Origin of the sequence: Treponema sp. OMZ 803 (genome assembly GCF_024181165.1) — a bacterium.
GTDB lineage: Bacteria > Spirochaetota > Spirochaetia > Treponematales > Treponemataceae > Treponema.
In genome coordinates, this window is the sequence record NZ_CP051195.1 from 291,766 (window position 1) to 317,212 (window position 25,447).

General features: G+C 45.4%; 19 protein-coding genes and 1 tRNA gene. 3 read left to right on the forward strand and 17 right to left on the reverse strand.

Going from position 1 to position 25,447, the window contains the following annotated elements:
- Positions 1-70: 70 nt before the first annotated feature.
- Both ABH09_RS01320 and ABH09_RS01325 read right to left on the reverse strand, forming a co-directional pair.
- The gene (locus ABH09_RS01320) at positions 71-2,929 is read right to left on the reverse strand and encodes a hypothetical protein (RefSeq protein WP_253714912.1); all 2,859 of its coding nucleotides are present in this window, start codon (positions 2,927-2,929) and stop codon (positions 71-73) included.
- A gap of 97 nt (positions 2,930-3,026) precedes the next feature.
- Positions 3,027-3,905 carry a hypothetical protein gene (locus tag ABH09_RS01325; protein WP_253714913.1) on the reverse strand — a complete coding sequence of 293 codons (879 nt, stop codon included), beginning with the start codon at positions 3,903-3,905 and terminating at the stop codon, positions 3,027-3,029.
- Positions 3,906-4,114: 209 nt separating this feature from the next.
- Here ABH09_RS01325 and ABH09_RS01330 point away from each other — a divergent pair, with 209 nt between their 5' ends.
- Complete coding sequence (locus ABH09_RS01330) at positions 4,115-5,275, forward strand: glycosyltransferase (protein WP_253714914.1); 1,161 nt, start codon at positions 4,115-4,117, stop codon at positions 5,273-5,275.
- Positions 5,276-5,412: 137 nt separating this feature from the next.
- On the opposite strand, the gene ABH09_RS01335 is transcribed toward ABH09_RS01330, so the two are convergent.
- The 3 genes from ABH09_RS01335 to ABH09_RS01345 all read right to left on the reverse strand — a co-directional run bounded on the left by ABH09_RS01335 (position 5,413) and on the right by ABH09_RS01345 (position 7,717).
- The gene (locus ABH09_RS01335) at positions 5,413-6,486 is read right to left on the reverse strand and encodes a DUF2804 family protein (protein ID WP_162662126.1); all 1,074 of its coding nucleotides are present in this window, start codon (positions 6,484-6,486) and stop codon (positions 5,413-5,415) included.
- 28 nt (positions 6,487-6,514) lie between these two features.
- A complete protein-coding gene (locus tag ABH09_RS01340) occupies positions 6,515-7,567 on the reverse strand; it encodes a s-methyl-5-thioribose-1-phosphate isomerase (protein ID WP_253714915.1) in 1,053 nt (350 codons plus the stop codon).
- A 66-nt stretch (positions 7,568-7,633) separates the two neighbouring features.
- A tRNA-Leu gene (locus ABH09_RS01345) sits at positions 7,634-7,717 on the reverse strand.
- A gap of 87 nt (positions 7,718-7,804) precedes the next feature.
- Here ABH09_RS01345 and ABH09_RS01350 point away from each other — a divergent pair.
- On the forward strand, positions 7,805-9,700 hold the full coding sequence (locus ABH09_RS01350) for a DEAD/DEAH box helicase (RefSeq protein WP_253714916.1): 1,896 nt from the start codon (positions 7,805-7,807) through the stop codon (positions 9,698-9,700).
- Positions 9,701-9,751: 51 nt separating this feature from the next.
- On the opposite strand, the gene ABH09_RS01355 is transcribed toward ABH09_RS01350, so the two are convergent.
- The 8 genes from ABH09_RS01355 to ABH09_RS01390 form a co-directional block, all read right to left on the reverse strand.
- On the reverse strand, positions 9,752-10,066 hold the full coding sequence (locus tag ABH09_RS01355) for a BrnA antitoxin family protein (protein ID WP_206182465.1): 315 nt from the start codon (positions 10,064-10,066) through the stop codon (positions 9,752-9,754).
- Positions 10,035-10,343, reverse strand: a complete 309-nt coding sequence (locus tag ABH09_RS01360) for a BrnT family toxin (RefSeq protein ID WP_253714917.1) — start codon at positions 10,341-10,343, stop codon at positions 10,035-10,037. Before ABH09_RS01360 ends, ABH09_RS01355 begins: the two co-directional genes overlap by 32 nt.
- A 54-nt stretch (positions 10,344-10,397) precedes the next feature.
- Positions 10,398-10,781, reverse strand: coding sequence for a hypothetical protein (locus ABH09_RS01365; RefSeq protein ID WP_253714918.1), 384 nt, complete (start codon positions 10,779-10,781; stop codon positions 10,398-10,400).
- A 430-nt stretch (positions 10,782-11,211) separates the two neighbouring features.
- On the reverse strand, positions 11,212-12,060 hold the full coding sequence (locus ABH09_RS01370) for a carbohydrate ABC transporter permease (RefSeq protein WP_253714919.1): 849 nt from the start codon (positions 12,058-12,060) through the stop codon (positions 11,212-11,214).
- Positions 12,061-12,091: 31 nt separating this feature from the next.
- Positions 12,092-13,027, reverse strand: a complete 936-nt coding sequence (locus ABH09_RS01375; RefSeq protein ID WP_253714920.1) for a carbohydrate ABC transporter permease — start codon at positions 13,025-13,027, stop codon at positions 12,092-12,094.
- 193 nt (positions 13,028-13,220) lie between these two features.
- Complete coding sequence (locus tag ABH09_RS01380) at positions 13,221-14,525, reverse strand: ABC transporter substrate-binding protein (protein ID WP_253715716.1); 1,305 nt, start codon at positions 14,523-14,525, stop codon at positions 13,221-13,223.
- A gap of 227 nt (positions 14,526-14,752) precedes the next feature.
- On the reverse strand, positions 14,753-15,415 hold the full coding sequence (locus ABH09_RS01385; protein ID WP_253714921.1) for a methionine ABC transporter permease: 663 nt from the start codon (positions 15,413-15,415) through the stop codon (positions 14,753-14,755).
- Entirely contained in the window at positions 15,412-16,413 is a 1,002-nt protein-coding gene (locus ABH09_RS01390) for a methionine ABC transporter ATP-binding protein (RefSeq protein ID WP_253714922.1), read from the reverse strand. The genes ABH09_RS01385 and ABH09_RS01390 overlap by 4 nt, the downstream gene beginning before the upstream one ends.
- A 153-nt stretch (positions 16,414-16,566) precedes the next feature.
- On the opposite strand from ABH09_RS01390, the gene ABH09_RS01395 reads away from it, so the two are divergent.
- Positions 16,567-18,069: a Do family serine endopeptidase gene (locus ABH09_RS01395; protein ID WP_253714923.1), complete on the forward strand. Its 1,503-nt coding sequence runs from the start codon at positions 16,567-16,569 to the stop codon at positions 18,067-18,069.
- A 100-nt stretch (positions 18,070-18,169) separates the two neighbouring features.
- Here the strand turns inward: ABH09_RS01395 and ABH09_RS01400 are convergent, their stop codons facing one another.
- The 4 genes from ABH09_RS01400 to thiD all read right to left on the reverse strand — a co-directional run bounded on the left by ABH09_RS01400 (position 18,170) and on the right by thiD (position 25,358).
- Complete coding sequence (locus tag ABH09_RS01400) at positions 18,170-20,506, reverse strand: adenylate/guanylate cyclase domain-containing protein (RefSeq protein ID WP_371922119.1); 2,337 nt, start codon at positions 20,504-20,506, stop codon at positions 18,170-18,172.
- Between the two features lie 541 nt (positions 20,507-21,047).
- On the reverse strand, positions 21,048-23,180 hold the full coding sequence (recJ, locus tag ABH09_RS01410; protein ID WP_253714924.1) for a single-stranded-DNA-specific exonuclease RecJ: 2,133 nt from the start codon (positions 23,178-23,180) through the stop codon (positions 21,048-21,050).
- A gap of 21 nt (positions 23,181-23,201) precedes the next feature.
- Complete coding sequence (locus ABH09_RS01415) at positions 23,202-24,533, reverse strand: thymidine phosphorylase (RefSeq protein ID WP_253714925.1); 1,332 nt, start codon at positions 24,531-24,533, stop codon at positions 23,202-23,204.
- Positions 24,534-24,548: 15 nt separating this feature from the next.
- Positions 24,549-25,358 (reverse strand): bifunctional hydroxymethylpyrimidine kinase/phosphomethylpyrimidine kinase, encoded by an 810-nt coding sequence (gene thiD, locus ABH09_RS01420; protein ID WP_162662139.1) that lies wholly within the window; start codon positions 25,356-25,358, stop codon positions 24,549-24,551.
- Positions 25,359-25,447 lie beyond the last annotated feature (89 nt).

The following is a 25,447-nucleotide window of genomic DNA, read 5'->3' on the forward strand; positions in this document are numbered from 1 at the left end:
AATCCTTTGTTTCACCGCTGTGCCCGCCGAGATTTTATTAACCACAAAGGCCCCAGAGACCTATCTGCATCTACTTCCACCCTATCGTGTAAATAACCTTTATGGTTCCCTTTGAGCGAGTTTCATCATGGTTATCTACCGTATAAGTAATTACAAAGTCTTTTTCTTCGCCGTCGGCAAGGGTAAAGTTTTCGTCGTAGGTAATCGTTACGCCCTTATAGGAAATTTTTCGGTTAGGATTCGGCTTTGTGCCTGCAAATTCGGTCGGCAACGGAATATCGTCTGAGCGTTTTATATTAACATTGGCCTTATCTACCGTCCACATTCCCGTAGTTTCATTGTATACCAAAGGAAAAATACTGTTGTCGTCGATGGCTTGAAGAGGATATACCTTCCCACCTCCCAATGTCGTCCATTCCGCCCACCAATAATCGTGTCGATTTGCTTTAATCAGGTAATTGGAAAGAGATATCTTTAAGTCAGAAAACGAAGAAAATTCGGTTGTCAACCAAGCGGCATCTGCGGATTTTTCGGCTCCTACTTTGATAAAATCTTCCGACTTAACCTTTATCCATTTCCCACTATTGTTTTCAATGGAAAACATGTAACCCCATGATTCTGTAATATTACTTCCACCGGTTACCTGAACCGCATTCTTACGAGAAAGATGAACCCCATCAATATATTTATGCTTGAAGTGATCACCGTCTGCCGTACTCCACGACTGTAAACTTTCATTGTGAATTTTTGGGGTTATTTTAAGGAACATTGTAATAAAAGATACGGAAACATTTAGGTTTGCAGATTCTACAGTCATAACCGCAAATGTTTTATCTTGATCCTTAAATGCATCTTCCGATACACCAAACCATTTTTTAACCTTATACCGAGAATTAGGCTCCGGTGTTGCGATAAATTTGACTTGTTCGCCCTTTTTTATATACGCGCCGGATTTGATGGGTTTACCGTTGTGCAGAGCAGCAAGAGTGCCTCCTTCTTCTCCCAAAACAGAAAATTCAACTTTGTAAGACTCTTCAATCTCGATTGCAGCATAAGCACTTTTTTTGCTTGCAGTCTGTTCTCCGTGTACGGTATTGTTCGTATTCGTAACTAAGCAATAATAGTATGTTATGCCGGCGGCGGAGGCGTCAGGTGTAAAGGTGTACTCGGCTTTATCGGCATCCGTTACGGGCGTTCCTTCTGCCACAGACGAGGCAGCCTTGTACCATTGATATGATAAGGTGCCGCCGTCTTTGGATACGGCTTTTACTCTAATGGTAAGCTGTTCTGCACTGTTAAGGCGAAGGGTTTTGCCTTTAGGCTGTTCCGTTATTTCAGGGTTTAAAGCGTCGGACTGAATTTGCCCGTCAGTTATGTGGCATTTTGCCCGTCCGCTTTCAGTTTGTTCCGATTTATTGTTATCCGCATTCGTGTTTTTGACGATGCAGTAAAAATAGCATTTTGTTTCGGTTGAGGTATCGGTTATTTTGTATGATGCTTCCGTTGCACCCGGAATTTCGGTTCCTGTTTCCGTCTTATTTTCGGCCTTATACCATTGATACGAAAGCGTTTCGCCTTCAGGTACAGGTTCCGTTTTTACCTCAAAAACGAGTTCGGGGCTGTTCAGTTTTGCATAACCGTCTTTGGGCTGTTCCAAAATAACGGGTTTAACTGCCGTGTATTTCGGATTTTTATCCTTGGTTATGGTCTTTTTTGTTATTTTTAATTTTTCCCTATATGGAGAAAAACCCGCTTTGTTGGCCTTTCTTCCGGCAGGCTGTGTATAAGCAGGATTCTGTTTTGGATGGTAGTCGGCATTATTTATGTTATCCTTTATCCATTGATACAGAACAACGGAACCGTCTTCTTTTACAAAGCCTACCGGGTCTGTCATATAAAAGGGTTCGGAAAATTTAGTGTGCTGTCCTTTTGTGGGAGCCGCATAATCAGTCCAATCCTCAGGAACGGCATTCCCGAAAACACTCGTTATTTTAGTCGGTTCGCTGTAATAAAACAAAAATTTGGAATACCGGTCTACACAGAACATGGAACTGCCGTGGCCGCTTTTCCCGCCGACTGAACCTCCGGCAGAACTTGCCGTAAATTTAAAAAAGTAAAAACGCTCGTCTTTCGGGTCGGGAGCCGGCGTATACCCTATTGCGGTCCATCGATCGTTTCTGTTTTTGTAACGGTAAACTTTTACATCCCAAATTCTTTTTATACCCGAACCTATTCCGGACGGAACGTTGTCGACCATTTCAGGACTGCCGCTCCAGCTTCCTTCCCTGAATTTATATGAAGCAATAATACCGTCCATGCTGGGCATATTGAGAATCCATTCATCGAATTTGGCCGAATTAAAATTACCATCATCACTACTATCGGGCTCACCTTCTTTATAATAGTCCCACGGATCGGCTTCAATATGTTCGGTTTTGATTTTTACGATAAATTTACTGTTACCGTGCGGGTCTTTGGGGTTATAATCAGCCCCGCCGCCGCCCATAGAACCGTCCTGCTCTAAAAAAAGGTATTTTTGTATTTCAAGATTTGAACCGTCTATGGTCTTCAACATGATGGGCACGGTAACAGGTTCCCCTTCTTTTAAATTGGCCTGCCCCCCCGATCCTTTTATCGTTACCGAAACTTCAACGGTAGTGCCGGTATTATCCTTTACAGCGGCACTTATATCGTCGGGATAAAGTATTGCATCTTTTGCATTTACTTTTCCAATAAAGTCTTCTCCATTGGCTTCAGGGTACAGCGTTACACCGCATACCGTTATCGATTGTACGGTCAGCATTTTCTTATCTTCGCCGTCTTTAACGGAACGTTTATACCACGAAGCACCTAAAGCAGGTTGGCATGAAAAAAACAGGCAACCGGCAAAAATCGTTAAGCTTAAAATAAGTATCTTTTTAATTTGCATAAAAATTTTCCTTTTAAACACTTTTTATAGGCGGTTTTAAGTACCTAAAAAAGCTTCCACCCCATGCTTTAGCAGTTGAGGCAAAAGCACATTCTTCTTATACCTTAAACAATAGCCCCAAACTTATGCCGAAGTCAAAATTATTCATATAAAAGGACTTTAAGCTATCTCTTTCAAAATTAACACCAACACCTCTTTTGGTGCCGTTTTCGATGGCTGCTTTTGCTATTTTTTTAGGCAAAGAGACATATCCCGGCTTGTAAATGCTATAAGAAGCATAGGCTCCTATCGTAATGTCCATTCTGGAAATTATGGGCTGATTATATTCTATGGAAGTTTTTAGTACAATCCCCAGCGGATTCATTTTTTTCATCATGGATTTGGGGATATAGAGTGTTCCCGTTTCGGGGTAAAAGTCGGGGCCGTTACCGTTGTTATGCAACGTTTTTGTTTCCTCATCGGTCAGATTAGTATACAGTTCATAAGTCGGTTGCGGATCTGCGAGCATTCTTCCTCCGATCCCGAACCCCAAGGCAAGTTTCTTTTGAAGGAACAAAGCTTTAACCGCTGTACCGAATGTTACTATAGGCGTCATATAAACACGGCAATAAACTTCTATATTCTTATTAACAATTCCATTGTACTGTCCAGAAATCTGTCCGGAAAATCCCTGTCCAATACCAAGGTTAAAGGCTAGTCCGAGTCCGCTAAAGACGTCATTTGTTTGACAATTAAAGTAACGCACAGCATCGAAAGCATAAGCTAATTCGGCTTCTCCTGACATAACAAACCCAACCATACCCCGCATAAATTGGGCGCCAAGATACTCCATATCTTTTTTTCCAATATGAGGATCTGTGTACGAACCTGAAAAATTCGCCTTTAGCCCCAGCGTGAAGCCGGAATCGAACGCATATAAATGAATAGCAATGGCGGTCAATAATACCACCGCACCTGCTTTTTTATGTAAATGCATAGGTTTCTCCTCATTTTAGATACCACCGGGCATCACTCCGTGTTATTTAAAAAATACTCATTTTATGCTATCGGCAAAATATATAGTTTGTCAAGACATCAATCCGCTAGCAAATCACCCGATTTATGGCGACGGTAGAAAAACTTGGTTACAGCGTTTCAATCCCATCGTCTTTACGCTTATAACCTCTTTTTGATATAGTGTCTATAATGAGACAACGTATCGGCTTTTTATACCTAAAGACAGGCGGCGGACATATTTCCGGTGCGAACGCCTTAGTAGCGCGCTTAAAGGAAAAATATCCGGATAATGCCGAATATATACCGCAAAACGGCTTTAATAGCACTAATTTGGTTGCACGTATTTTTTTTGAAAAAGGGTATCTTGCAACTTCAAACTACTTTGAACTCGGTTATGTCGCATTCTATCAATTAACGAAGTCGAAAACCGTTTTAACATTTTGTAAATGGCTGTTGCGCCCTTTTCTTGTAAAAAATTTGATAACGTTTCTTAAAACCGAAAAAATTACAAAACTGATTTGCCTGCACGAAATACTTATCCCGCTTGCACGGATTGCCATTAATAGAGTAAACCCTAACATCCCGCTTATTTCCATTGTGATGGATCCGTTCACCGCGCATCCGTTGTGGTTTTATGAAAAAGATACCGAGCTTATCGTCTTTTCACGGAAGTTGCAAAGAGAAGCAATCTCGTACTACGGCTTTAAACCGGAACAAGTACATCAATTTCCTATTATGCTTTCGCGGAATTTTGACCGGCGGTATACGCTCGACGAAAAAATTGCCGCTAAAAAAAAACATGGCATCCCGCTTGATAAAAAAATCGTGATGGTTGTCGGCGGCGGAGAAGGGTTAAAAGCGACGCTTGCTATTGTCAACGCTTTTATCTTTCAACGCTGCCCAGCTCATTTAATTGTTATTTGTGGTAAAAATAAAGTGTTAAAAACGCAGCTGGAAATCCTGCTTAAAACCACGCGCATCGCTAATATTCAGGTGTTCGGGTTTGTCTCCTGTATGCCCGATCTAATCAATGTGTCCGATTGCGTTATCACTAAAGGTGGCCCTGCTACTGTTATGGAAACACTGTCCGCCGGTAAGCCGTTAATCCTTGCAAGTTACGTGCGCGGGCAGGAACTCGGGAATATGCTCTATGTTGTTAATAACAACCTCGGTTGGTATATTCCAAAACCGCGTAAAATAATAAAAAAAGTAAAAGAAATAATAGCCGATGATTCACTACTGGCTTCTATAGAAAAGAAAATCGATATGATGCATATCCAAAACGGTCTGGAACCCATTGCCGATTTTATCTATCAATTTCAAGAGTCACGGAACACGGAAGAGGAATAGTAACTCATAACGCAAATTAAATCTAAGGAAAACCTCTCAAAACTGATTCGCAGTCCGCGTTAGCGGATACGACGATTATTCCTTACAGAACAAGCTGATAGGCTTACAGTTTTTAGAGGTTCCCCATACAGTAAAGCTTACATCCGCATCCGGACTTTTTTTGCAATGCCGGGAAATCCTTTTAGTTTGAGTACAACTCCGTCTTCAATTAAAAAAGAGCCTTCAAAAGTACCGCAGATAGTCTTATAATCCCGCCGCCAGACGAGTATGTTCAAGCTCCGTTGCGAAATTGCACCGGGTGTAAAGGTTAAATCGACCATATTTTCGGTATCTTGGATAATCCAGTTTTTGGAAGATCCGAACGGGTATGTAATACGCACCGGTGGTAACGGGATTCGTTTTCCGCCGTAAAATAAAATATTGTCGTTATAGCTGTAGCTGTCCGGAGCGATGGAATCACTTAAATGAAAAGAAACCTGAGCTCCCTCGATAAATCCCAGTCCGATAACAACGCTTCGCTTTGTATGAGGAGACGTATATGTTTTTCTGAAATCTAAAAAGCCGACTCCGCTTGCCTTACTCAGCTGTATATCTTGGTTATGCCCAAAAGTAACCCATCCGTTTACGGCAAACGAGCGAAAATACACGGCTTGGCACCGACGGCTCACAAAAGCAGGAATAACGGCAGAATAGTCGGTACATTGCGGTGAGCGCGAATCAAAATCGAGCCTGCCCTCGCATGACGGCCGATCGTTGGCAGCAAGAAAATCAAAATCGGCATAGAGCATTCCTTTGGAAAGGCGGGAAAAGATACGCACGTACCGCCGTTTAACGCGGCAGGTTGCAACACTGTACGCAATGTATTTGGGCAGGTGCACAAACCCCAGCGGCAAAAGTTGCCGGTAGGCAAGCAAGCGGTTCGTGCGCCGATTCCACAGCGTTGTCTCCATAAAGGCAAAATATCCGCCGTAAAAAAATTCAATTTCGCCGATAAGGTTATCGTCGCAAAAAAGAAGCCGCAATGTGTCTGTTATGCGAGTGTCAGTAATGAACGACGGGAGCGGCAAATTCCCAAACGGCTTTTTGACGCCCCGTATGTCAAAGGTACGGAACATCCCCGAGTACGACCCAAACAGCGGTACTGCATCTTCGATGGGGCGGCGTGGAGCCGGAGTAATAACGCGGGTATAAGGAACTTTTTGTATATCCATAGTAACAACCTAGCAATCTCGTAATAATCTAATAGAATCGCTCCTGCGGCGTATCGAAATACGCACCGAGTTCTTGGGAACGGTATATCCCCTTATCGGTTACAACCCCACGGATAAGCTGAGGCGGCGTAATGTCGAACGCAGGATAGATTCCTTTTACCGCAGGATGAGTATGCCGCACCCCATGGCACGAAAGCGCTTCCTCAGGATTACGCTGTTCGATGCGGATATCGGCGGCATCATTTTTATCTGCATCCGGTATACCGGTTACATAGTACGGTATCCCGAACCTATCCGCAAGCAGGGCAATTTGAAAAGTACCGATTTTATTTGCGATATGCCCGTCCCGCGTAATGGTATCCGCTGCCGAGGTAAAAAGATCGACGTGCCCCTGCTGCATCATATAGGCAACCATATTATCGGTAATAACGGTGGTGTCAAACCCCATATCGGCGGCGCAGCTTGCGGTTAAGCGAGCGCCTTGCAAGAACGGCCGTGTTTCAGCACAGATTATTCTAACGGGATTATTGCGCGCACGGGCTGCCTTCAGCATCATCCCGACAATCGTTTCCCCAAAGCACTGGGTAAGAACGCCGCCTCCTTGTGGGAAAAGCCCTGCAAGATAGCTTCCAACCTTTTCCATTATACCGTAACGCCGATTCAGCGAATCTATTGCAGTGTTAAAAAGGGCGGTTACTACATCTTGCCCCGCGTTCAAGGCATTTTCAGCCGCAGCAAGACTGCCCGCCGTAATCTGTCCCATTCTGTTTGCCGTCGTCGGCCGGGCATGAGCCAACCCTTGTGCCGCCTCTTCAAGAAAACGCCGCTGCTTCTCCGCCCCTTCATTCCGCACTTGATATGCTGCAAGCGCCATCCCCATAGCGGCAGCCGTGTACGGCCCAGCGCTCTGGGTTACCATATCGGCAATCGCCTGCCGGACTTCCTGCCACGAAGAACATTCGACATACGTTATTTTTTCGGGATAGATGCGCCGGTCAAGGATTCTGACACACCCTTTTTCATACCATGCGACATTTTCATATTGCAATAAAAATGCAAGTTCTGCGTCTTTTCGTTCCATATTTAATTTTTAATAGTTTTGATAGATTGAAGACCGGTGGATTAACAAGTGGTGAATTGAAGAACATGCCGGCGAAGGGACTTGAACCCTTACGGAGTTGCCCCCAATAGATTTTGAGTCTATCGTGTATACCAATTTCACCACGCCGGCTTCCAAGATAAGCACTATAACATATTAGCTTTCCTTTGTAAAGCAGGCTATGAACTTATCTTCGTATCTGATATACTCGCACCGATTATGGATATATCTTTTAGAGATTTGGGACTCGATGAGTCCGTGTTGAATGCGGTAGCGGCAAAAGGATTTGAAGAGCCGACACCCATTCAAGTGTTGGCAATTCCGCGCCTCTTAAACGGCGATGCGAACGTTATTGCAAAGGCGAGAACAGGTACCGGTAAAACCGCCGCCTACGGATTGCCGCTTGTACAGGAATTGAGGGAACCGCGGGAAAAACCGCGTGCGTTGGTATTGGTGCCTACTCGCGAACTTGCGCTGCAAGTCGCTTCGGAAATAGAATCGTTTAAGGAAGGAACCTATCCCCGTATCACGACCGTATACGGTGGCGCGTCGATTGTCGAACAATTACGAAACTTAAAGCGCGGATGCGAAATTGTCGTAGGAACCCCCGGCCGTGTTATCGATCATTTAGAGCGCGGCTCACTGAATTTGGACAGTATCGACTATTTTATTTTAGATGAAGCTGATGAAATGCTGAACATGGGCTTTATCGAAGATATCGAAACGATATTCAAAAAGGCGAATCCCGATTCGCGAGTACTGATGTTTTCGGCGACGATGCCCAAGCAGATTTTGAAAATCGCTACCGACTTTATGGGCGAATATGAAATTGTAGAAGAAGAGGCATCGGAAGAACCGCTGCCGCTTACCGAACAGTTTTTTTGGATGGTGAGGGAAGAAGATAAAAGCGAGGCCTTGGTGCGTCTGATCGACACCGCCGAAAACTTTTACGGGCTGGTCTTTTGCCAAACTAAGGTTGACGCCGATGCGGTTGCGAAAGAGCTTGACGAACGGCATTACGAAGCCGCCGCTTTGCATGGAGACATCCCGCAGGGACAGCGCGAAAAAATCTTGAGCCGTTTTCGGGCGGGGAAAACCCGTATTCTCGTTGCAACCGATGTCGCCGCCCGCGGTATCGATATCGAAGGGATTACGCACGTTGTCAACTATTCTATTCCGTATGACGGTCCCACGTACACGCACCGTATCGGTAGAACCGGACGGGCGGGGGCGAAGGGGACGGCGGTAAGCTTTATCCGCCCGAATGAGCGGCGCAGGATCGACTATTTGCGCCGCCATGCACGTGGCGAGCTGCAGGAAGGAAAAATTCCTTCTATAGAAAAAGTTCTCGCACAAAAACAGGAGCGGCTCTTTTCCGATCTGCGGCGGAAGCTGGATACCGTCCGTGCCGAACATACGGTCAACAAGCCTTTTATCGAACTCGCACAGGAACTCTTAGCCGAAAACAAAGCAAGCTTCGCCACAGCAGAAGAAAACGCCGCCGATGGTACCGATACTGCTGTTGCAAATACTGCAAACATTGATGAAGCCGTTGCTTTCGGCGCTGAGACCGCGGTATCCGGCGTCAAGAATATTAGCAGCGTCGAAGTGCTTGCCGCCGTGCTACAGTTGCATTACGGTTCGGTACTGTCGGCATCCCATTACAGAAATATCAAAGTCCCCCGCACCGAAGACAAGCGCGGAAAATTCTCCGGCGGGAATACCATCCGGCTCTATATCGGCCTTGGTAGAAAGGACGGGACAAGCAAGCGGAGCCTCGCACAGTTTTTCAGTACCTTGCTTTCCATCCCCGAACATGCGGTTGACCGTATCGAATTATTCGACCGTTTTTCGCTCGCAGATTTACCGGCCGATGCCGCTCACGAAGCGCTGAGGCTTTCAAAGAAAAAAACCAACATGCCGCACATCCACATCGACACAAAATCGGATAGCGTAAACGAAAAAAGCCCGCATACAGCCGGCTATACAAAAAAAAGCCCTTCACGAAAACTGCGTGAAGGGAACCGGCGCGAAGCCTTTTTCCGCGACAAAGACACGAGAAAGAAACATCCCGTTAGCGCAGGCTCCGCCGCTGCCTACAAAAAGCGGAAATAGCCTGTTGAACAGTGTACGTCCGTGTACACTGTTCAACGACGAGATTTTGCATTATAGACATTTATGCAAAAGTTCGGGATTACGGAATGCTTCGTCTATAATGCGGCTTAAAACTGAACTATACCCTTTACCAAGCGCTTTGACCTTTTCGGCTGTTTCGGGAGAAAGCCGGATTGCTACGACCTGTTTTTTTCGGAGCTTGCGCTGTTCTTTTGCGATACGTGCAAATTCCTTTAGTTGCTCTTTGGTTAGCGGCGGGCAATCTTCATCGTATACAATAGGCTTTTTTGCGGCTTGTCTAACCTCTTCAATTTGTTCTTTGGTAGGTTTTTCATTACCATACAAAACCGATGTAACTATTGCCATAGAGTCTCCTTTCCGCTTTAGTGGCGGGTCTTGCAGATATAATCCGTGTTTTATCGCCTCGTTCGGTGTAAACAACAAATAGTATTTTATCTACTTTTCCTATTGTGATAAGGCGATCTTCCATACCGCTGTGGTTTACATCAAAAAATTCGAGACGATTGTTATCATTGAAAACGAGTTTTGCCGTCTCAAATGAAATTTTGTGTGTTTTTATATTGCGTTGTTCTTTTTCATAATCCCATTCAAAAAGACGCTGTGCTATTTTATCGTTTCCCATAGTTTACTATACAATATGTAATACTTTTTGTCAAACTTTTCATAAAAAGCCATCTTATAGACTTAGAATTATAAGAGGGCTTTTTATGAAAGAGATACAGTACTTGTGGGTGTTGAGTATCGTTCTTTGGATATACAACACCGCCATAGATGGCGGGGAAGCTAAACAGCAGCGACGGGGCTGTCCCAAAAGTTTTGTTTTATTACCGATTGTATAGCCCTTACTTTCCAGCGCTTTTGAAAATAGCCTGTTGAACAGTGTACGTCCGTGTACGCTGTTCAACGACAAGTTTTTCTCACGAAAAACTTGCTGCTGTGTGGAATCCCCGCCGTCCGTGGCGGTTCTGAAAAGCTTTTGCCGTAAGCCTTTTGAAAATAGCCTGTTGAACAGTGTACGTCCGTGTACACTGTTCAACGACGAGATTTGTGCATAACTCAAATCTCGCTCCTGTTTATTACCACGGACATCCATGTCCGTTCTGAAACTACAAGGAGTTTAGCAAAAGCGAAGCGGAGGCGTACTTACTGTACGTTGAGGATTAATTTGTGCGCTGCAACGAAAAGGGTATCCCCCTGCCAGCGCTTTTGAAAATAGTGGCACAGTAGATGCCCCTTTCCGCAAGCCTTTTGAAATAGACGGTACAGATGTTAGGAGCCTAGCCGAAATAAAGCGGAGGCGTACTTGCTGTACGTTGAGCATTTATTTCGGCGTAGCGACAACGCAGATGTGCCGCCTTTCCAGCGCTTTTGAAAATAGTGGTACCGGATACAAGGCGCAGAGCGAATAACACCCGCAGGCGTGCTTTTTGCACGTCGAGGACTGTTATTCGCTCTGCAACGCCGTAGACGGTATGCATATTTTCAAAAGATCACCCTTTGCGGGATTCGTAAACCACCGACCCTCCAATAAAATATTTGGAAAGCCCGAAGAAAATCAACATCATCGGGATACTGGCAATAACGGCGGCGGCCATCATTGCGCCTTCGTCGGTACTCCGTTCGGCTGTAAATGAGGTGATGTACTGTGGGATAGTTTTCATCGTATCGGACTGAGAAACCAGCAGCGGCCACAGCAGGTTATCCCACTGCGTTCTAAACGAAAGAATAGCGAGCGTCGCGATAACGGGTTTGCAGTTCGGTAATACGATATGCGAATAGATGGAAAATTCATGCATTCCATCCACGCGCGCCGCATCCAAAAACTCATTTGGAAAGGTGATAAGGTATTGGCGCATCATAAAAATACCGAATGCGCTCACCATAAAGGGCAGTATCAAACCCGTGTATGTATTTTGGATATGCAGCTTCGTTGCAATCATGTACAGCGGTATCATAATAGCCTCAAACGGAATCATCATCGTTGCCATAATTAGCATAAAGATGAGGTTCCGTCCGCGGAATTTGAATTTAGCCAGTCCGTAACCGGTGATGGATGCGAGGAGAACTGTAGTAAATGATACGGTAATCGCCACGATAAACGAGTTGATAATATTTCGAACGTAAATGTAATTGCCGTCGTTACCTTTCATTGCCGTTATGAAGTTGACGTACTGCCAGCTTTCGGGAATCCATTTATACGGCATCTGCATAATCTCTTTTCCCGACATAAATGAAGCGGTCAACATAAAAATAAGCGGCATCACGGTAAAAGCTGCAAGCGCCAGCAATAATACTATTTTAATAACCGAAAGCGCTCCCGTCGTCATAGATTGTTTCATATTTAACTCCTATGTGTCTTACGGCGCTCTTTTAATAATCCGTCTCGTCGGGTTTTGACGAGCGGAATTGCAGCCATGTTAAAAGGAGCATCATTAAAAATAATACGATACTCATCGCGCTTGCACGGCCGATCCGCTGCAGCTTAATACCGGTCTGATAGATATTCAACGTGATAACGTTAATCGGCCCGAGCGACGCTCCATTCTGGGTAAAGAGATATTGGGTGCTGAACGTTTTTAAACACTGCAACATCGCCATAATTGAAACCAATACAACCGTCGGTTTAAGGAGCGGCAGCGTAATCGACCAAAAGACTTGGAATCTATTTGCACCGTCGATTAAAGCCGCTTCGTACACCACCGGAGGAATGGTCGAAAGACCGGTAATAAAAAGAATAACAAAGTATCCGATATATTTCCAAAAATATACAATCATTGTAGAGAGTTGAAGCATCGTACTGTTTAGTAACCATTGATGGTCAACGCCGGGTGTGGAAAGGAGTTTATTAATCCAGTAATTTCCCAGTCCGCGAGGATCAAAAATAAGCAGCCAAATCGCCGCAGCAACAACAGACGATAGAATAGCAGGCGTGTAATACGCTATCTGAAAAACTTTTTTTAAACTGTTCCGCTGCAATGAGCTGATAAGCACCGCGAACAAGAGACTTAATATCACAAGCGGTATAAATGTCCCCAGCGTAAACACAACCGTTGCACGCAGCGAATTTAAGAATGACATCGGATTATCGTATCGGGAAGCGTCAAAAATATAGAAATAATTTTGCAGCCCTACAAACTTAGGGGGAATATTGCTGAGTACGCGCTTATCGAAAAAACTTTCGATGAACGCATTTATAATAGGATAAAAACTGAATACGGCAAAAAATAACACTGCGGGAATAACAAAAATAACACCCCACCGTGCGATCTTTTTTTCGATACCGCCGCTTTTTTTTGAGTTAGACATAACCGCTTTTCCTTTTACCGATGAATACTAGACCTGTTCAATAGCTTGGTTGTCGAAACGGAAGTTTCCGAACAGGTTTAATCAACAACTCCGACGCAGAGCGTTGCCGAGGGCGGCGGGTATTAAACCCTCCGCATGAATGAAACAGCCTCTAAAAATACCGTTTTTTAGAGGCTGTTAATGACTGTTCTAACTATTTGTTTTCTTCGTCAAGAATTTCTTGAGCCGTTGCTCGCAAAGACTCAAGTGCTTTTTCAGGAGCTACGCCGGACAGCATAACCGACTCAACTGCTGAGCGGATTGCCGTTTGCAACTCAGCACTGTTCGCTCCGTAGTACACCATGTGTCCTTTGTTCATATCGTTGATAAATACATCGGAATACGGCATATCTTTGAGTGTCTGCGAATCGAGCAGCGCTTTGGTCGGCTGAATAATGTTACCGCCTTCGCGTAGGTAGTCTTCACCGTGCTTGAGTAAAAAGCCGATAAGCTTCCATGCAGCTTCCTGCTTCGCCTTGGAAATATCGTTGTTAACCATTAAGAAATGTCCGTAATAGCAAGCGGGAACTTCTTTAACTGCGTTCTTAAATTGAGGGAACGGAACGACCATCCACTCACCACTATTATAGAAGTCGGGATTATCCTTGCGGATCCGTCCCTGCTGGTATAAACCGGTCGTCGCCATTGCAATATCGTTATTGTCTTTGTTGAACAGGTTACGTGCGCTCTTGTAGGTAGGAGAACCGAGGTTCTTTCCGGAGGGACCCCAATCGCGCATAAAGGTAAGGAATTTGATCCATGCTTCATCACCGACAATCGCTGTTTTTCCATCATCGCTGATCAGCTGACCACCGAGCTGTTCCACCATCGGAACAAAGGCAACAAGGTAATACGGATAGCGGAAATCGAACCCTCTGCGTACCAAGATATCGCCGTCGCGGATAACCAATTTTTCGGAAACGGCAACCATATCCTCCCATGTTTTGGGATAATCTTTTTCGGGATCCAAACCGGCATCGCGGAAAATCTTCTTATTGATATAGATACACCAGTTGGTAATTTCCAACGGCAGACCATATAGTTTTCCGTCTTTTGTTACGGCATTGAGAATTTCCGGCAAATAGCTGTCATAGATTGCTGCCTGATCGGCATAACCGGCGGCCTTGGGATCGACCGGAGCGACTCTGCCATTTGCAACATAAGAATATTCATCTTCGATAGATAAATTGAAAATATCAGGCCCTTGATTAGCTGCAAAAGCGGTCTGTACCAGCTCAATCAGCTTTGCAGCGCCCTGAGTTGTCCGCTCTACTTTGATATTCGGATTTGCTTTTTCAAATTCGGCGATAAGCTTTGTTTCAAGCTCCGTACGGGCGGGATCTTCATGCGTCCAATAATGAAGCGTGATAGGTCCCTCTTCCTTTTTTTCCTGCGCACACGACATAAGAGCCGCAATCATCAGTCCCGCAGACAGAATGCTAACCAATTTTTTTAACATAGGTTTCATACTCCTTCTTGCCCTCATCTGTAGATTTGGTTGATTACGATGGGGAACAACTCTTTATTTTCGCATACTATCGGTGAAAGGTCAATTGGAAAACAAGACATTGAGAAACAAGACATTGGAAAGAAGGCAATATGTCAGAGTTGTATTCCAATATTAGGGATGTATCAAAAGGTAGTTACTTTTTTGGCATCCCCGCAATGTTTTTCTTCTTAATGTTATTACCGCCGTTTTGCAAGTGCCGTACTGATCCTCGTGCCGATAAATTGAATAAGCTCTACCATCACTAAAATGACGATGACCGCCGCCAGCATAATATCGCTGCGGAACCGCTGATAGCCGTACCGGATTGCCAAATCGCCGAGACCGCCGCCGCCGATTGCGCCCGCCATTGCCGAATACCCGATAAGGTTGATAATAGTGAGCGTAATGCCTGCGACGAGGGGCGGCAGCGCTTCCGGTATCATCACTTTAAAGATAATCTCCATCGTAGAAGAGCCCATCGCGAGAGCCGCTTGGATAACACCGCGGTCGATTTCCAGCAAGGCGCTTTCGATAACCCGTGCAACAAAAGGGGCGGCAGCGATGGAAAGCGGTACGACCGTTGCAGCGGTTCCGATGCTGGTACCGATGATGAGCCGTGAAAACGGAAAGAGTAAAATCATCAATATAATAAACGGGAATGAGCGTAACACGTTTACCACCCGGTCGATAAGTTGATGCACCACCGGTCTCGGCATCAGGTTCCCCTCCGCAGTGATGCACAGCAGCACGCCGAGCGGCGCTCCGAGTATAAAAGAAAAGAGCGTAGAAAAGAATACCATTATAAGCGTTTGCCCCGTCGCCGTTCCTACCAGCTGCACTAACGCTGACCATGAACTCATTTATGTGTCTCCTCTACTTTGATACCGTTTTGATTAAGATAAGCAAACGCTTTTTGCATATCTTCGGAGGAACCGTTAATATCGACAAAGAGGGTGCCGACCACCGTTTCCCCGACCTTTTGCATACCGCCTGCGCAGATATTAAACTCAATACCATAATCGCGGGAAATTTTACTCAAGACAGGCTCACTCGTGAGTTCGCCGGAGAACCGGAGCGTATAGGCGCCGCCGCTTTTAGACCATCGGATAAGCTGCGTGTCTTCGGGATTGAGCGGATTGATATGCATTAAGAAGTCTTTGGTTACTTCCGACTTCGGCGCAGAGAAGATTTCACGCACGGAACCCGTTTCGGCCACGGCGCCGTTATCGATAACGGCCACTTGCTGACAGCAATCGCGCACTACTTCCATCTGATGCGTTATCATCACAACGCTTAAATTCATATCCTTTTGCAGCCGCTTGAGCAGCTCCAAAATTGAGCGTGTTGTCTGCGGGTCAAGTGCGCTCGTCGCTTCATCACAAAAGAGGATATCGGGGGAAACAGCCAAGGCACGGGCAATAGCAACCCGCTGTTTTTGCCCGCCGGATAGGGTACTTACCCGCGCATCACCGCGGCCTTCAAGCCCGACAACGTGCAGCATTTCTTCCACCTTTGCTGTGATAGCGCGCTTCGGCATTCCCGCAATTTCAAGCGGATAGGCGATATTGCCCGCAGCCGTGCGCGATGCAAATAAATTGAAATTCTGGAAAATCATCCCGATTTTTTTATGCTGATTTCGTAAGAGCTTACCCGTCAAGGTGTCTACGCGGGAGTCGCCGTAGTAAATCTCTCCCGAGTCCACCGGTTCCAAAAGGCTTATCAGTCGCACGAGCGTCGATTTTCCCGCGCCGCTTTTTCCGATAATACCGAAAATCGTATGGGAAGGAATTTCAAGGCTGATATTATCCACCGCTTGAAGTTCTCCGTACCGTTTGTTTACGTTTACCAACCGTATCATCCGTACATACAAACAAAATATAAAACCTCTGTCAAGTTATTGCCGATGGGTGTATCATAATAGTATGTTATATGTTTAAGGAACAGTTGATACACAAACGAGAGCTTCTAAAACTTACATCTTTTACAAAGTTCTCATATTGGAGGTAAACGTATGTATTTAAGACAAAGATTTCAAACACTACTGTCATTCGCGACAGTATTAAGCATGGTTGTGATGGTCTTTGTATCCTCATGCTCTGCAAGTCCTGCTTCGGCAACAACGGTTTATGCCGATACAAAGCATTCGGATGCAATTACAAAAGAGACGATTACGTTGTTGGAAGGACTGCAAAGCGCAAACCGGCAGGTATCCGCAGCGATTTTACCGTCTGTGGTAACGCTTTCGGTTACCGAAATTAAGAAAGTCAGAAACCCGCTTTCAGGTGACGGTTTCCCGTGGTTCTTCTTCGGAATGCCTAATCAGGAGAACGGCGAAAAATCCGATGGAAAAGATAGCGGCGAACAGGAATATAAATCAGAAGGTATGGGATCGGGCGTTATCGTTCGTAAGAGCGGTAACACCTATTATGTGCTGACTAATCAGCATGTTACCGGTACGGCTGAAAAGATTATCGTCAAGTTGTATAACGGACATACTGCGGAAGGAAAATTGGTCGGTGGTGACCAGCGGCGGGATATCGCATTGGTTTCGTTTGAATCCACCGAAAAAGATATTGCCATTGCCGAATTGGGTAATTCCGACGCAGTAGAAGTCGGCGATATCGTATTTGCTGTCGGTTCTCCGCTCGGGTATGTTTCGACGGTTACCCGCGGTATGGTCAGTGCGGTAGGACGGTCGGGCGGCCCGAATAATAACATCAACGACTTTATCCAAACCGATGCGGCAATCAATCAGGGGAATTCCGGCGGCCCGCTCGTGAATATCTATGGGCAAGTTATCGGCATTAATACTTGGATTGCATCGTCGAGCGGCGGATCCCAAGGGCTTGGCTTTTCCATTCCGATCAACAACGTCAAAGGCGCAATCGACTCGCTCATTTCCGACGGTAAATTGAAATACGGATGGGTCGGTGTCCAACTGACGAGCGCCGACGAAACGGTTATGAAAGCCCTAGGGCTCGGTGAAAAAACCGGAGCATTGGCTATCGATATATTTTTAGGTTCTCCTGCGTTTAAAGGCGGCATCCGTCCGGGAGATTTTGTCGTTAAGCTGAACGGCAAAGAAGTAAAAAGTGTCGATCAACTCGTGCGCGATGTCGGTGATCTCCGAAGCGGGACGACAGCAGAATTTGTCGTTATCCGTGACGGCAAAGAACAAACGCTTTCCGTAAAAATTGAAGATCGAGATCAAAACATCGTTACCGATTCGTCAAAACTCTGGCCGGGATTTATCGGTTACGAGCTCAGTGATGAAATACGTGATAAATTAAAGCTCGATAAAAAGCAAACGGGAGTACTGGTAACCAACATTACCAATAAAACACCCGCCGTTATTATCGGGCTTAAATCCGGCGACGTTATTACTGCGGTAAACGATGTATCGGTAGCGAATATGCGCGAATTCTATCGTGAATTATCAAAGCTCAAAAAAGAAGTATGGTTCGATGTATTACGTGAAGGACAAACACTATCGACCTTACGCTATAAGTTTTGATAGAAGCTAAAAAAGGAAAACGCCGATTAACCCATCAGGATTAATCGGCGTTTTTTATACGTATTGCCTGCCCATGTTTGTAAAGGATGGCTCCAACCGATTATTTCACTCGCATAACGAAAACGCCTTTCCAATCTGCGGGCGGCGGAGAACTCCGATAATGTTCGATTCTTTCTAAGAAAACTTTTGCCGGTTTATCGTTATATTTTTCTACGCATTCCAAAAAATATTTTTCGGCAGTTTTCCATTTCCGCTGCCGATAATAGTCAAGCCCCGTTTCAAAAAGCTTTTTTAAATCATAAATTTTATCGCCGGTACTTTTTTTAGCTTCTTGCAACACTTCAAAAATACGTACAACCTCCGTTTTCCCTTTAACCGTTATATAATCAAGCTCACGGCAAATAAATGCATTTCCCAGATTGTTGTAGACGGCCTCAGAAATAATAGTCTTTGATCCATACTGTTTATTTGCGCCTTCAAGCCGTGCCGCCAAATTAACCGTATCACCGATAGAAGTGAAATCTTTTCTCGTTTCGGAACCGACAGGGCCGAATATAACGTAGCCCGTATTTATACCGATGCCGAGAGAAATTGTTTCTCTCCCTACCTTTAGAGCTGCCAGCTGTTCGCGATAGAGTGCTTCCCGTATTTCCATCGCTGCCTTACAAGCGTTGATCTCTTTTTTAGGACCTGCAAAAAAAGCCATCATTTCGTCTCCGACATACTTATCGACATCGCCGCCGTTATCAAAAATAATTTTAGTTTCGATGTTTAGGTAGCGATTTAACATCAATATGACCTCTCTCGCCGGCAATTTTTCGCAAAGCTTTGTAAAGCCTCTGATATCGGTAAAAAGGAAACAAAGATTTCGCGAGATACTTTTGGAACCGACATCTTTTTCCGCATTTCTAAGAGTATGGAACGAAATATATGGAAGCATACCACGCACAAGCGTAATAATATTTTTTATTTCTTTTGAAAGCGTTTTTATTTCGTCACGCGTTTTAAGATTATCATCAAACACAAGTTTGTGTGCATCGATCTTTGCATTTCCTGAAAATATTTCGTTTAATATATTAGTCGTCTTTCTAATATTTACACAAAGCTGAATAATAGGCTCGGCAATAAAATCGGCAAGAAAAAGTGTAATAATTATCGCCGCATACAAGAAAATAGCTGCAAGTGCAAAGATAAATACTTTTGCTTGGAAGTATGGCCGGTCAAGTATCTCTTTCATATATGTTACGACGGAAAACCCGACGAGTCTTTGGCCGTCTTTGCGTGAAAAGGTTATGGGGTGTACATAAAGGCACATCCGCTTGTCCGCTTTATAAATAGGCTGGCTCCGGGTATTTATATTTTGAAAATGTTTTATGTAAAGAGCAGCTTCTTCCGCAGTAATGCGTTTTTCTTCTGCGGGTATATTGCGCACCGCCCCTTGTTCTGTTGTATAGGAGAATACATTGAAATCGGGAAGCACTGTAGTATTATCAATCTTATCAAGAAATACCGGTTCTTTACTGTCCGTTGTAATAATATCTACGCGTCGGTGCGGAAACGGGGAAGATGCATTCGTTTTTTTTATTCCTTCGAGAAAGGCGCTTATTTTTGCATGAAGCCCGTCAGAAAATCCGTAGATTGCCGCCACTTGTTCGGCTTGGTTCTTACCGGTTGTATTCACATTTTGCGTTAACAGCAATTTATAGTTCTTTAAATCCGTATAAATAAAGACTGAAATAATAATAATAATTGCGATAAGAATTACGCCGGCTATTTTACTCTTTAGATGTGTCTTCTTTTGGGGAGACTTTATACGGCCGATCAACTCTTGAACTTGTCGCTTTATATTGAATTTTTTTTTGTTTTCCGGCTGTTTATCCGACTCCTCCGTTTTTTCACTTTCTAAAATAAGTTGTTTGTATGCGGAATACGTTTCATTTCTCGCTTTTATTAATGCAATGCCATAGCTGATTAAAAAAATATGGAACGTAAGTGCCAAAAAAAAGGCCATATACACCAAAATACTTAGCGACTGGAACCAGCGTATGGTGTTTGCAAATACCGTCATCCCTGAAATGGCAGCCGCAAGATAGCACGTTACAGCAACAAATGCAGAGATAATAACGATATTCTGTGTTATTCTCTTATTAAAGATTGATATAAATATTATGAGGAATGCTACGGGCAGTAAAAAAAATGAAAAACAACTTACATAAAAAAATAGAAAATTTTGTTGCACTAAGCCGGAGAATAAAACTGTAAAAGGGTAGAGAAGCTGCGGCGTTCGCGTATGATTAACAAGATCCATTTTGTCCATACCAAAAGGTAAGAATATCAGCGCAACAAAAATAACAAGAGAGACAATTTGCATCTTGTAGGGGAACTCTACGGTCTGTTTATGTACTGTTTCTAACTTTTCGTCTTCGATTACACGCATCTCAATGTCCTATATTTTTAGAATAGCTTATAACACAAAAGGATATCTTTCAACAGCCTGTCGATATGTTAATTATCGCTTATAGTGTATATTCTCGACATCTTTTGTCAAGGGAACGCCCCGCGTGCCAGGGTAAATACACTAGGCGATTTTTTAACAGCTCCGCAAAATAATTAGGAATCACGGCAGCTGCAGCAAATAATCGGCGTATTCGACGTTTTCCTGATTCGCCGCAACACTTCAAGTCCATTCAACTGAGGGAGCATGAATGCAACGTGGAAGCTCCAGTACACCCGCAATGACGATAATACGCTCACACTGCGCGGCAGCGACTTACCCAAAGAGCTGGCAAACCTTACCTTGTCTCGGCAAGGGCGCTAACACCAACGAAGTGCAGGGCAAGCGCATCAGATGCTTGTTTAATATTCCCGCAGAAAAACTGGAGCTGTTCAACCAGAATTGAACCTCTACGCTTGCCCCGCCGCCGTAAAAAAATTACACAAAATTTTATTCAAAATTTTGTGTATAAGAGAAACGCTGCTTAAATACCCGTGCCCGTCTTCCGCATATCCTGAATAACCATTTGAGGCACCGTATTGCCGTTAAAGGTATTCCGGCTCAACGTGAAGACGGCATCGATACTGTCGCCGATTTTAAATTCGACGTTCAATTTATCCGCTGCCTGCCAATACACCGCTGTCCATTTATATGCTCCGCAGTCGAACGTAAGGCGTAAATGCTGCGGCTGGGTTTTACCCATAATTGAGGCGGCGGTTAGTTTGATTCCTTTAGCGGCAAATTGCAGCGCCGGGAACCCTTCGCCGTAGGGCTCAAAGGTGTCAAGTACGGTTAAAAGATCAGGCGTTAAATAATCATGCGGGAGTTCCGCATCGATGGAAAGCGGAGGGTTTTCGGAATTTTCGTCAAATTCGATAGCAGCGGTGAATTCTTGAACTTTCTTTAAAAACGGCGCAAGTTTTTCTTGCATTAAGCTGAATCCTGCGGCAAATGCATGTCCGCCGTAGTCAAGGAAAAAATCGGGATATGCTTCCGGCAAAGAGAGCACCCGATAGCCGCGGGCGGAACGAAGCGAACCGACTGCGGTTCCGTCTTCCATAAGACAGATAACCATACTCGGCACGTTAAACTTATCTGCAAGCCGGTTTGAAAGGATACCGGTAATGCCGCGATGGATTTTATCGCTTACAACAACGGTGAGCTTTTCGCGGTATTTTGCAAGACTTTCTCGCGCAATCGGTTCGGCAATTGCCCAGCCGGTCTTTCCGAGTTCTTTCCGCTCCTCGTTCATTGCAACAACCGCATCTGCAAGTTCATTGCGTACCGCTGCGTTTTGCTCAAGGAAAAGTCTGATTGCCGTTTCCGGTTTACCCATCCGTCCGGTTGCGTTGATAACAGGCGTAATATTCCACGCAATATCGTTGGTGCCGATGTGCTTACCGATAAGCCCCTGTTTTATCATCAACTCGGAAAGACCGGCACGCGGCGCGGCATTGATGGCTGCTAAGCCTTGCTTTACCAATATCCGGTTTTCTCCGGTCAGCTGCATCAAGTCTGCAAGCAGCGAAAGCGCGACAAGCTGTAATTCACGCTTTTCTTTTTCACCGTACATATTATGCGCTTGTTGAACAAGCGTAATAAAGATATTGAAAAAGCCGTCGAGTTCGGACATCGGCGTGTCGTTGTACTTGCCAATCCGCGATAAATTCTTTAACCGCAAAAGGCTCATCTCGGCAAGCTGAGGCGCAATCTTTGCGCATTCGAGTCTAAAATCACTCACATAAAACTCAACCGCCTTACCGAACACTTTTTCCAGCTGCTTGAGCTGCAACTCTTTATCCCAGACAAAAATCTGCTGCCCCTGCAAAAATCTGCCAAGCCGAGTATCTGAAAACGGAACCATACCGGGGATAATCGTTTCGGTGATTCGAGCCGTTTCAACTAAATTGACCGTATGGATAGCTTCCACTGCAAAGGCATCGTTGACGGGGCGGACATTCAATAGGCAAATCTGCTGTTTATAAATATCGAGAAGTCCGAAGCGCAGGGCGGTAACAACCTTCCACGCCGTAGCGCATCCGGAAAGGTGGCCGTTGGGATACCCTGAGTCCGGCACCTTACAGTTAATGATGACTGCGGCATCGGGAAGCGTATCCTGCGGGGTATGATGATCGATAACGATAACATCAATCCCTTTTTCCGCAGCGTAGGCAACTTCTTGAATATTGGAAATACCGCAGTCTACGGTAATGATGAGGGTACCGCCGTCGGCTTCATGCGCATCAACCGCTTCGCAGGAAAGTCCGTACGGTTCGTCGCCGGTGGGAATACGCCATGTCGTCGGGATACCTAAATCGGTCAGCGCTTCGTAGAGCACGGTAACGGCGGTGATCCCGTCCACATCGCGGTCTCCGAAAATAAGCACCCGCTCTCCTTCTTCCTTCGCATCGAGGATCCGGTCAACGGCATCCTCCATATTTACAAAAAGGAAGGGATTATGCACATAGCGCAGATCGTTTTCAAGGTGAAAAAACGCCTCGCTCCCTTCTGCAATACCGCGCCGCAGCAAAATCGATGCAACAAGCGGAGTGCAGCCGTATTGCTGCGCCATGGAGCGGACAACACTCGGGTCTATATCTTTTTTTTCCCAATTCACTGTATGGTACCGGCTGCGCGGCTACAAGTCGGCCGCAGAAATTTCTTTAAATACCAGCGGACGCATTTGAGGCTTCTCCGCTGCATACCGTATCGCTGTTTTGATCATATCGGAAGCGGCCGGAAGGCACTCCGCATCCTTGCCGTACACGTCCATGATGAGGTCGCCTTTTTTTACGGCATCGCCTGCGTGCTTATGCAGAATCATACCGGCATCAGGACACACCGCATCGGTAGTTTTATTGCGGCCGACCCCAAGATTAACTCCGGCAATACCGATTTTGAACGCATCGATATCCGCGATAAAGCCGTCCTGTTCCGCTTTAATGTGGCAGGTGTGCGGGCTGCGGCGCTTTCCGCATTCGGCCACAAACTGCTCTGCATTGCCGCCTTGCAGCGTAATGTTTTCTAAAAACAGCTCAAGCGCCTTGCCGCTGCGAAGCGCCTCTTGCGCTTTTTGAATTCCTTCTTCTTTTGATGCAGCCTTATGACCAAGCACGAGCATCCAGCCTGCAAGCTGTAATGTTAAGTCGGTTACATCCTGCGGCCCTGTGCCTTTCAGAACATTGTAGGTTTCTTCCATTTCCAAGAAGTTACCGACTGCATTTCCTAAAGGCTCATACATATTGGTTATCATCGCGATAACTTTTTTCCCCATCGCGGTGCCGGTACCGACAAGGCTCTTTGCGAGCGCTTCAGCTTCGGGCAGCGTTTTCATAAAGGCGCCGCTTCCGCATTTGACATCGAATACCAGCGCTTCGGCGCCTTCGGCAACCTTCTTGGAGAGAATACTCGCCGTAATGAGCGGCACCGATTCGACGGTTGCGGTAACATCGCGTAAGGCATAAATCAGCCGGTCGGCAGGGACAATCTCTTTTGTCTGCCCCGTCATTGCAAAACCGGTTTTTTTAATGTAATTCCGGAATTGTTCAACGGAAAGGCCGGTCTTATATCCGGTAATCGATTCAAGTTTATCGAGCGTACCGCCGGTGTGCCCGAGTGCGCGGCCGCTCATCATCGGAACCTTCACCCCGCAGGCAGCTACGATAGGTGCAAGCGGCAGAGAAAGCTTATCTCCGACACCGCCGGTGGAGTGTTTATCGACAAAGGGGCCTTCAATCCCCGACAAGTCCATGACTGCCCCGGAATGCAGCATGACGTCGGTAAGAACGGCGGTTTCATCAAATGTCATACCGTTAAAGTAAACCGCCATCAGCCATGCGGCCATTTGATAGTCGGGAATCTCTCCGGCCACATATCCGTTCACTAAAAAGGCAATTTCTTCCCGAGAGAGCGTTCCTGCGCCGGTTTCTCTAAACCCGCGCTTTTTCATAATGATATCAACTGCACGCATGTTTTTCTTCCTCTTTTAATTGAAGGCCTTGCGCCACGCGGCGGGATTACCCGGGCCAACCCATTTATTGAGGGCAAAACCGTTCCGTAAACTTAACGTGATAAATTTCTTTGCGCGGAGGGCTGCTTCATACGGTTCAAGCCCGAAACCCAAGCCCGCAGTAATTGCAGCGGCAACGGTACAACCGCACCCGTGAGTCCATTCGGTTTTAATCAGCTCAGCTTCGAGATAGCGGAAATCCTTACCATCGTAGAAAACATCGATGGATGTCTCTGCATCTTTCAATTTTGAGCCTCCCTTAATGAATACATGCGGGGCGCCCATATCGTAAATCCGTTTTGCGGCATCTTTAATTTCTTCTAATGTCGAAGGCGTATCGATATGAGCAATCTGACCTGCTTCAAACACATTCGGCGTAATAATCTTTGCAAGCGGCAACAGTTTTTTAATCAACAGCTCATTGATTTCCGGATTAAGCGGCAAATTCCCGCCTTTACAGATCATTACCGGATCAAGAACATAGTTTTCTACCTTATATTTACCGAGATACTCGGCAGCAAGTTCGATTGCGTATGGAGTTGCCAACATTCCCGTTTTTGCCGCATCAACGCCGATACCGTTAAAAATGGTTTCGAGCTGTGACCGCAGTGAATCTTCACCGATCGGGAACACCTCATGGCTCCAATCCTTATGGGGGTTCATGGTAGCAACCAAAGTAATCGCTGCCATACCGTATCCGCCATACTCCTGAAATGTTTTTAAATCCGCTTCAAGCCCTGCTCCTCCGGATGCATCGGAACCGGCAATTGTCGCTAATTTTACCATTTTATACTCCTCAATTATGAAAATATCTACGAGTGAGAACTATATCACATTTGCTCGTTAAGTCAAGATCGGTGCGAGATTGTTGCGGG

Coding starts and splice junctions, on each gene's coding strand:
- ABH09_RS01415 (WP_253714925.1), bottom strand. CDS start 24,533: ATGCGTGCAGTTGATATCATTATGAAAAAGCGCGGGTTTAGAGAAACC.
- ABH09_RS01385 (WP_253714921.1), bottom strand. CDS start 15,415: ATGAGTTCATGGTCAGCGTTAGTGCAGCTGGTAGGAACGGCGACGGGG.
- ABH09_RS01350 (WP_253714916.1), top strand. CDS start 7,805: ATGGATATATCTTTTAGAGATTTGGGACTCGATGAGTCCGTGTTGAAT.
- thiD (WP_162662139.1), bottom strand. CDS start 25,358: ATGGTAAAATTAGCGACAATTGCCGGTTCCGATGCATCCGGAGGAGCA.
- ABH09_RS01400 (WP_371922119.1), bottom strand. CDS start 20,506: ATGCGTGTAATCGAAGACGAAAAGTTAGAAACAGTACATAAACAGACC.
- ABH09_RS01330 (WP_253714914.1), top strand. CDS start 4,115: ATGAGACAACGTATCGGCTTTTTATACCTAAAGACAGGCGGCGGACAT.
- ABH09_RS01355 (WP_206182465.1), bottom strand. CDS start 10,066: ATGGCAATAGTTACATCGGTTTTGTATGGTAATGAAAAACCTACCAAA.
- ABH09_RS01370 (WP_253714919.1), bottom strand. CDS start 12,060: ATGAAACAATCTATGACGACGGGAGCGCTTTCGGTTATTAAAATAGTA.
- ABH09_RS01340 (WP_253714915.1), bottom strand. CDS start 7,567: ATGGAACGAAAAGACGCAGAACTTGCATTTTTATTGCAATATGAAAAT.
- ABH09_RS01375 (WP_253714920.1), bottom strand. CDS start 13,027: ATGTCTAACTCAAAAAAAAGCGGCGGTATCGAAAAAAAGATCGCACGG.
- ABH09_RS01325 (WP_253714913.1), bottom strand. CDS start 3,905: ATGCATTTACATAAAAAAGCAGGTGCGGTGGTATTATTGACCGCCATT.
- ABH09_RS01390 (WP_253714922.1), bottom strand. CDS start 16,413: ATGATACGGTTGGTAAACGTAAACAAACGGTACGGAGAACTTCAAGCG.
- ABH09_RS01380 (WP_253715716.1), bottom strand. CDS start 14,525: ATGTTAAAAAAATTGGTTAGCATTCTGTCTGCGGGACTGATGATTGCG.
- ABH09_RS01360 (WP_253714917.1), bottom strand. CDS start 10,343: ATGGGAAACGATAAAATAGCACAGCGTCTTTTTGAATGGGATTATGAA.
- ABH09_RS01335 (WP_162662126.1), bottom strand. CDS start 6,486: ATGGATATACAAAAAGTTCCTTATACCCGCGTTATTACTCCGGCTCCA.
- ABH09_RS01395 (WP_253714923.1), top strand. CDS start 16,567: ATGTATTTAAGACAAAGATTTCAAACACTACTGTCATTCGCGACAGTA.
- ABH09_RS01320 (WP_253714912.1), bottom strand. CDS start 2,929: ATGCAAATTAAAAAGATACTTATTTTAAGCTTAACGATTTTTGCCGGT.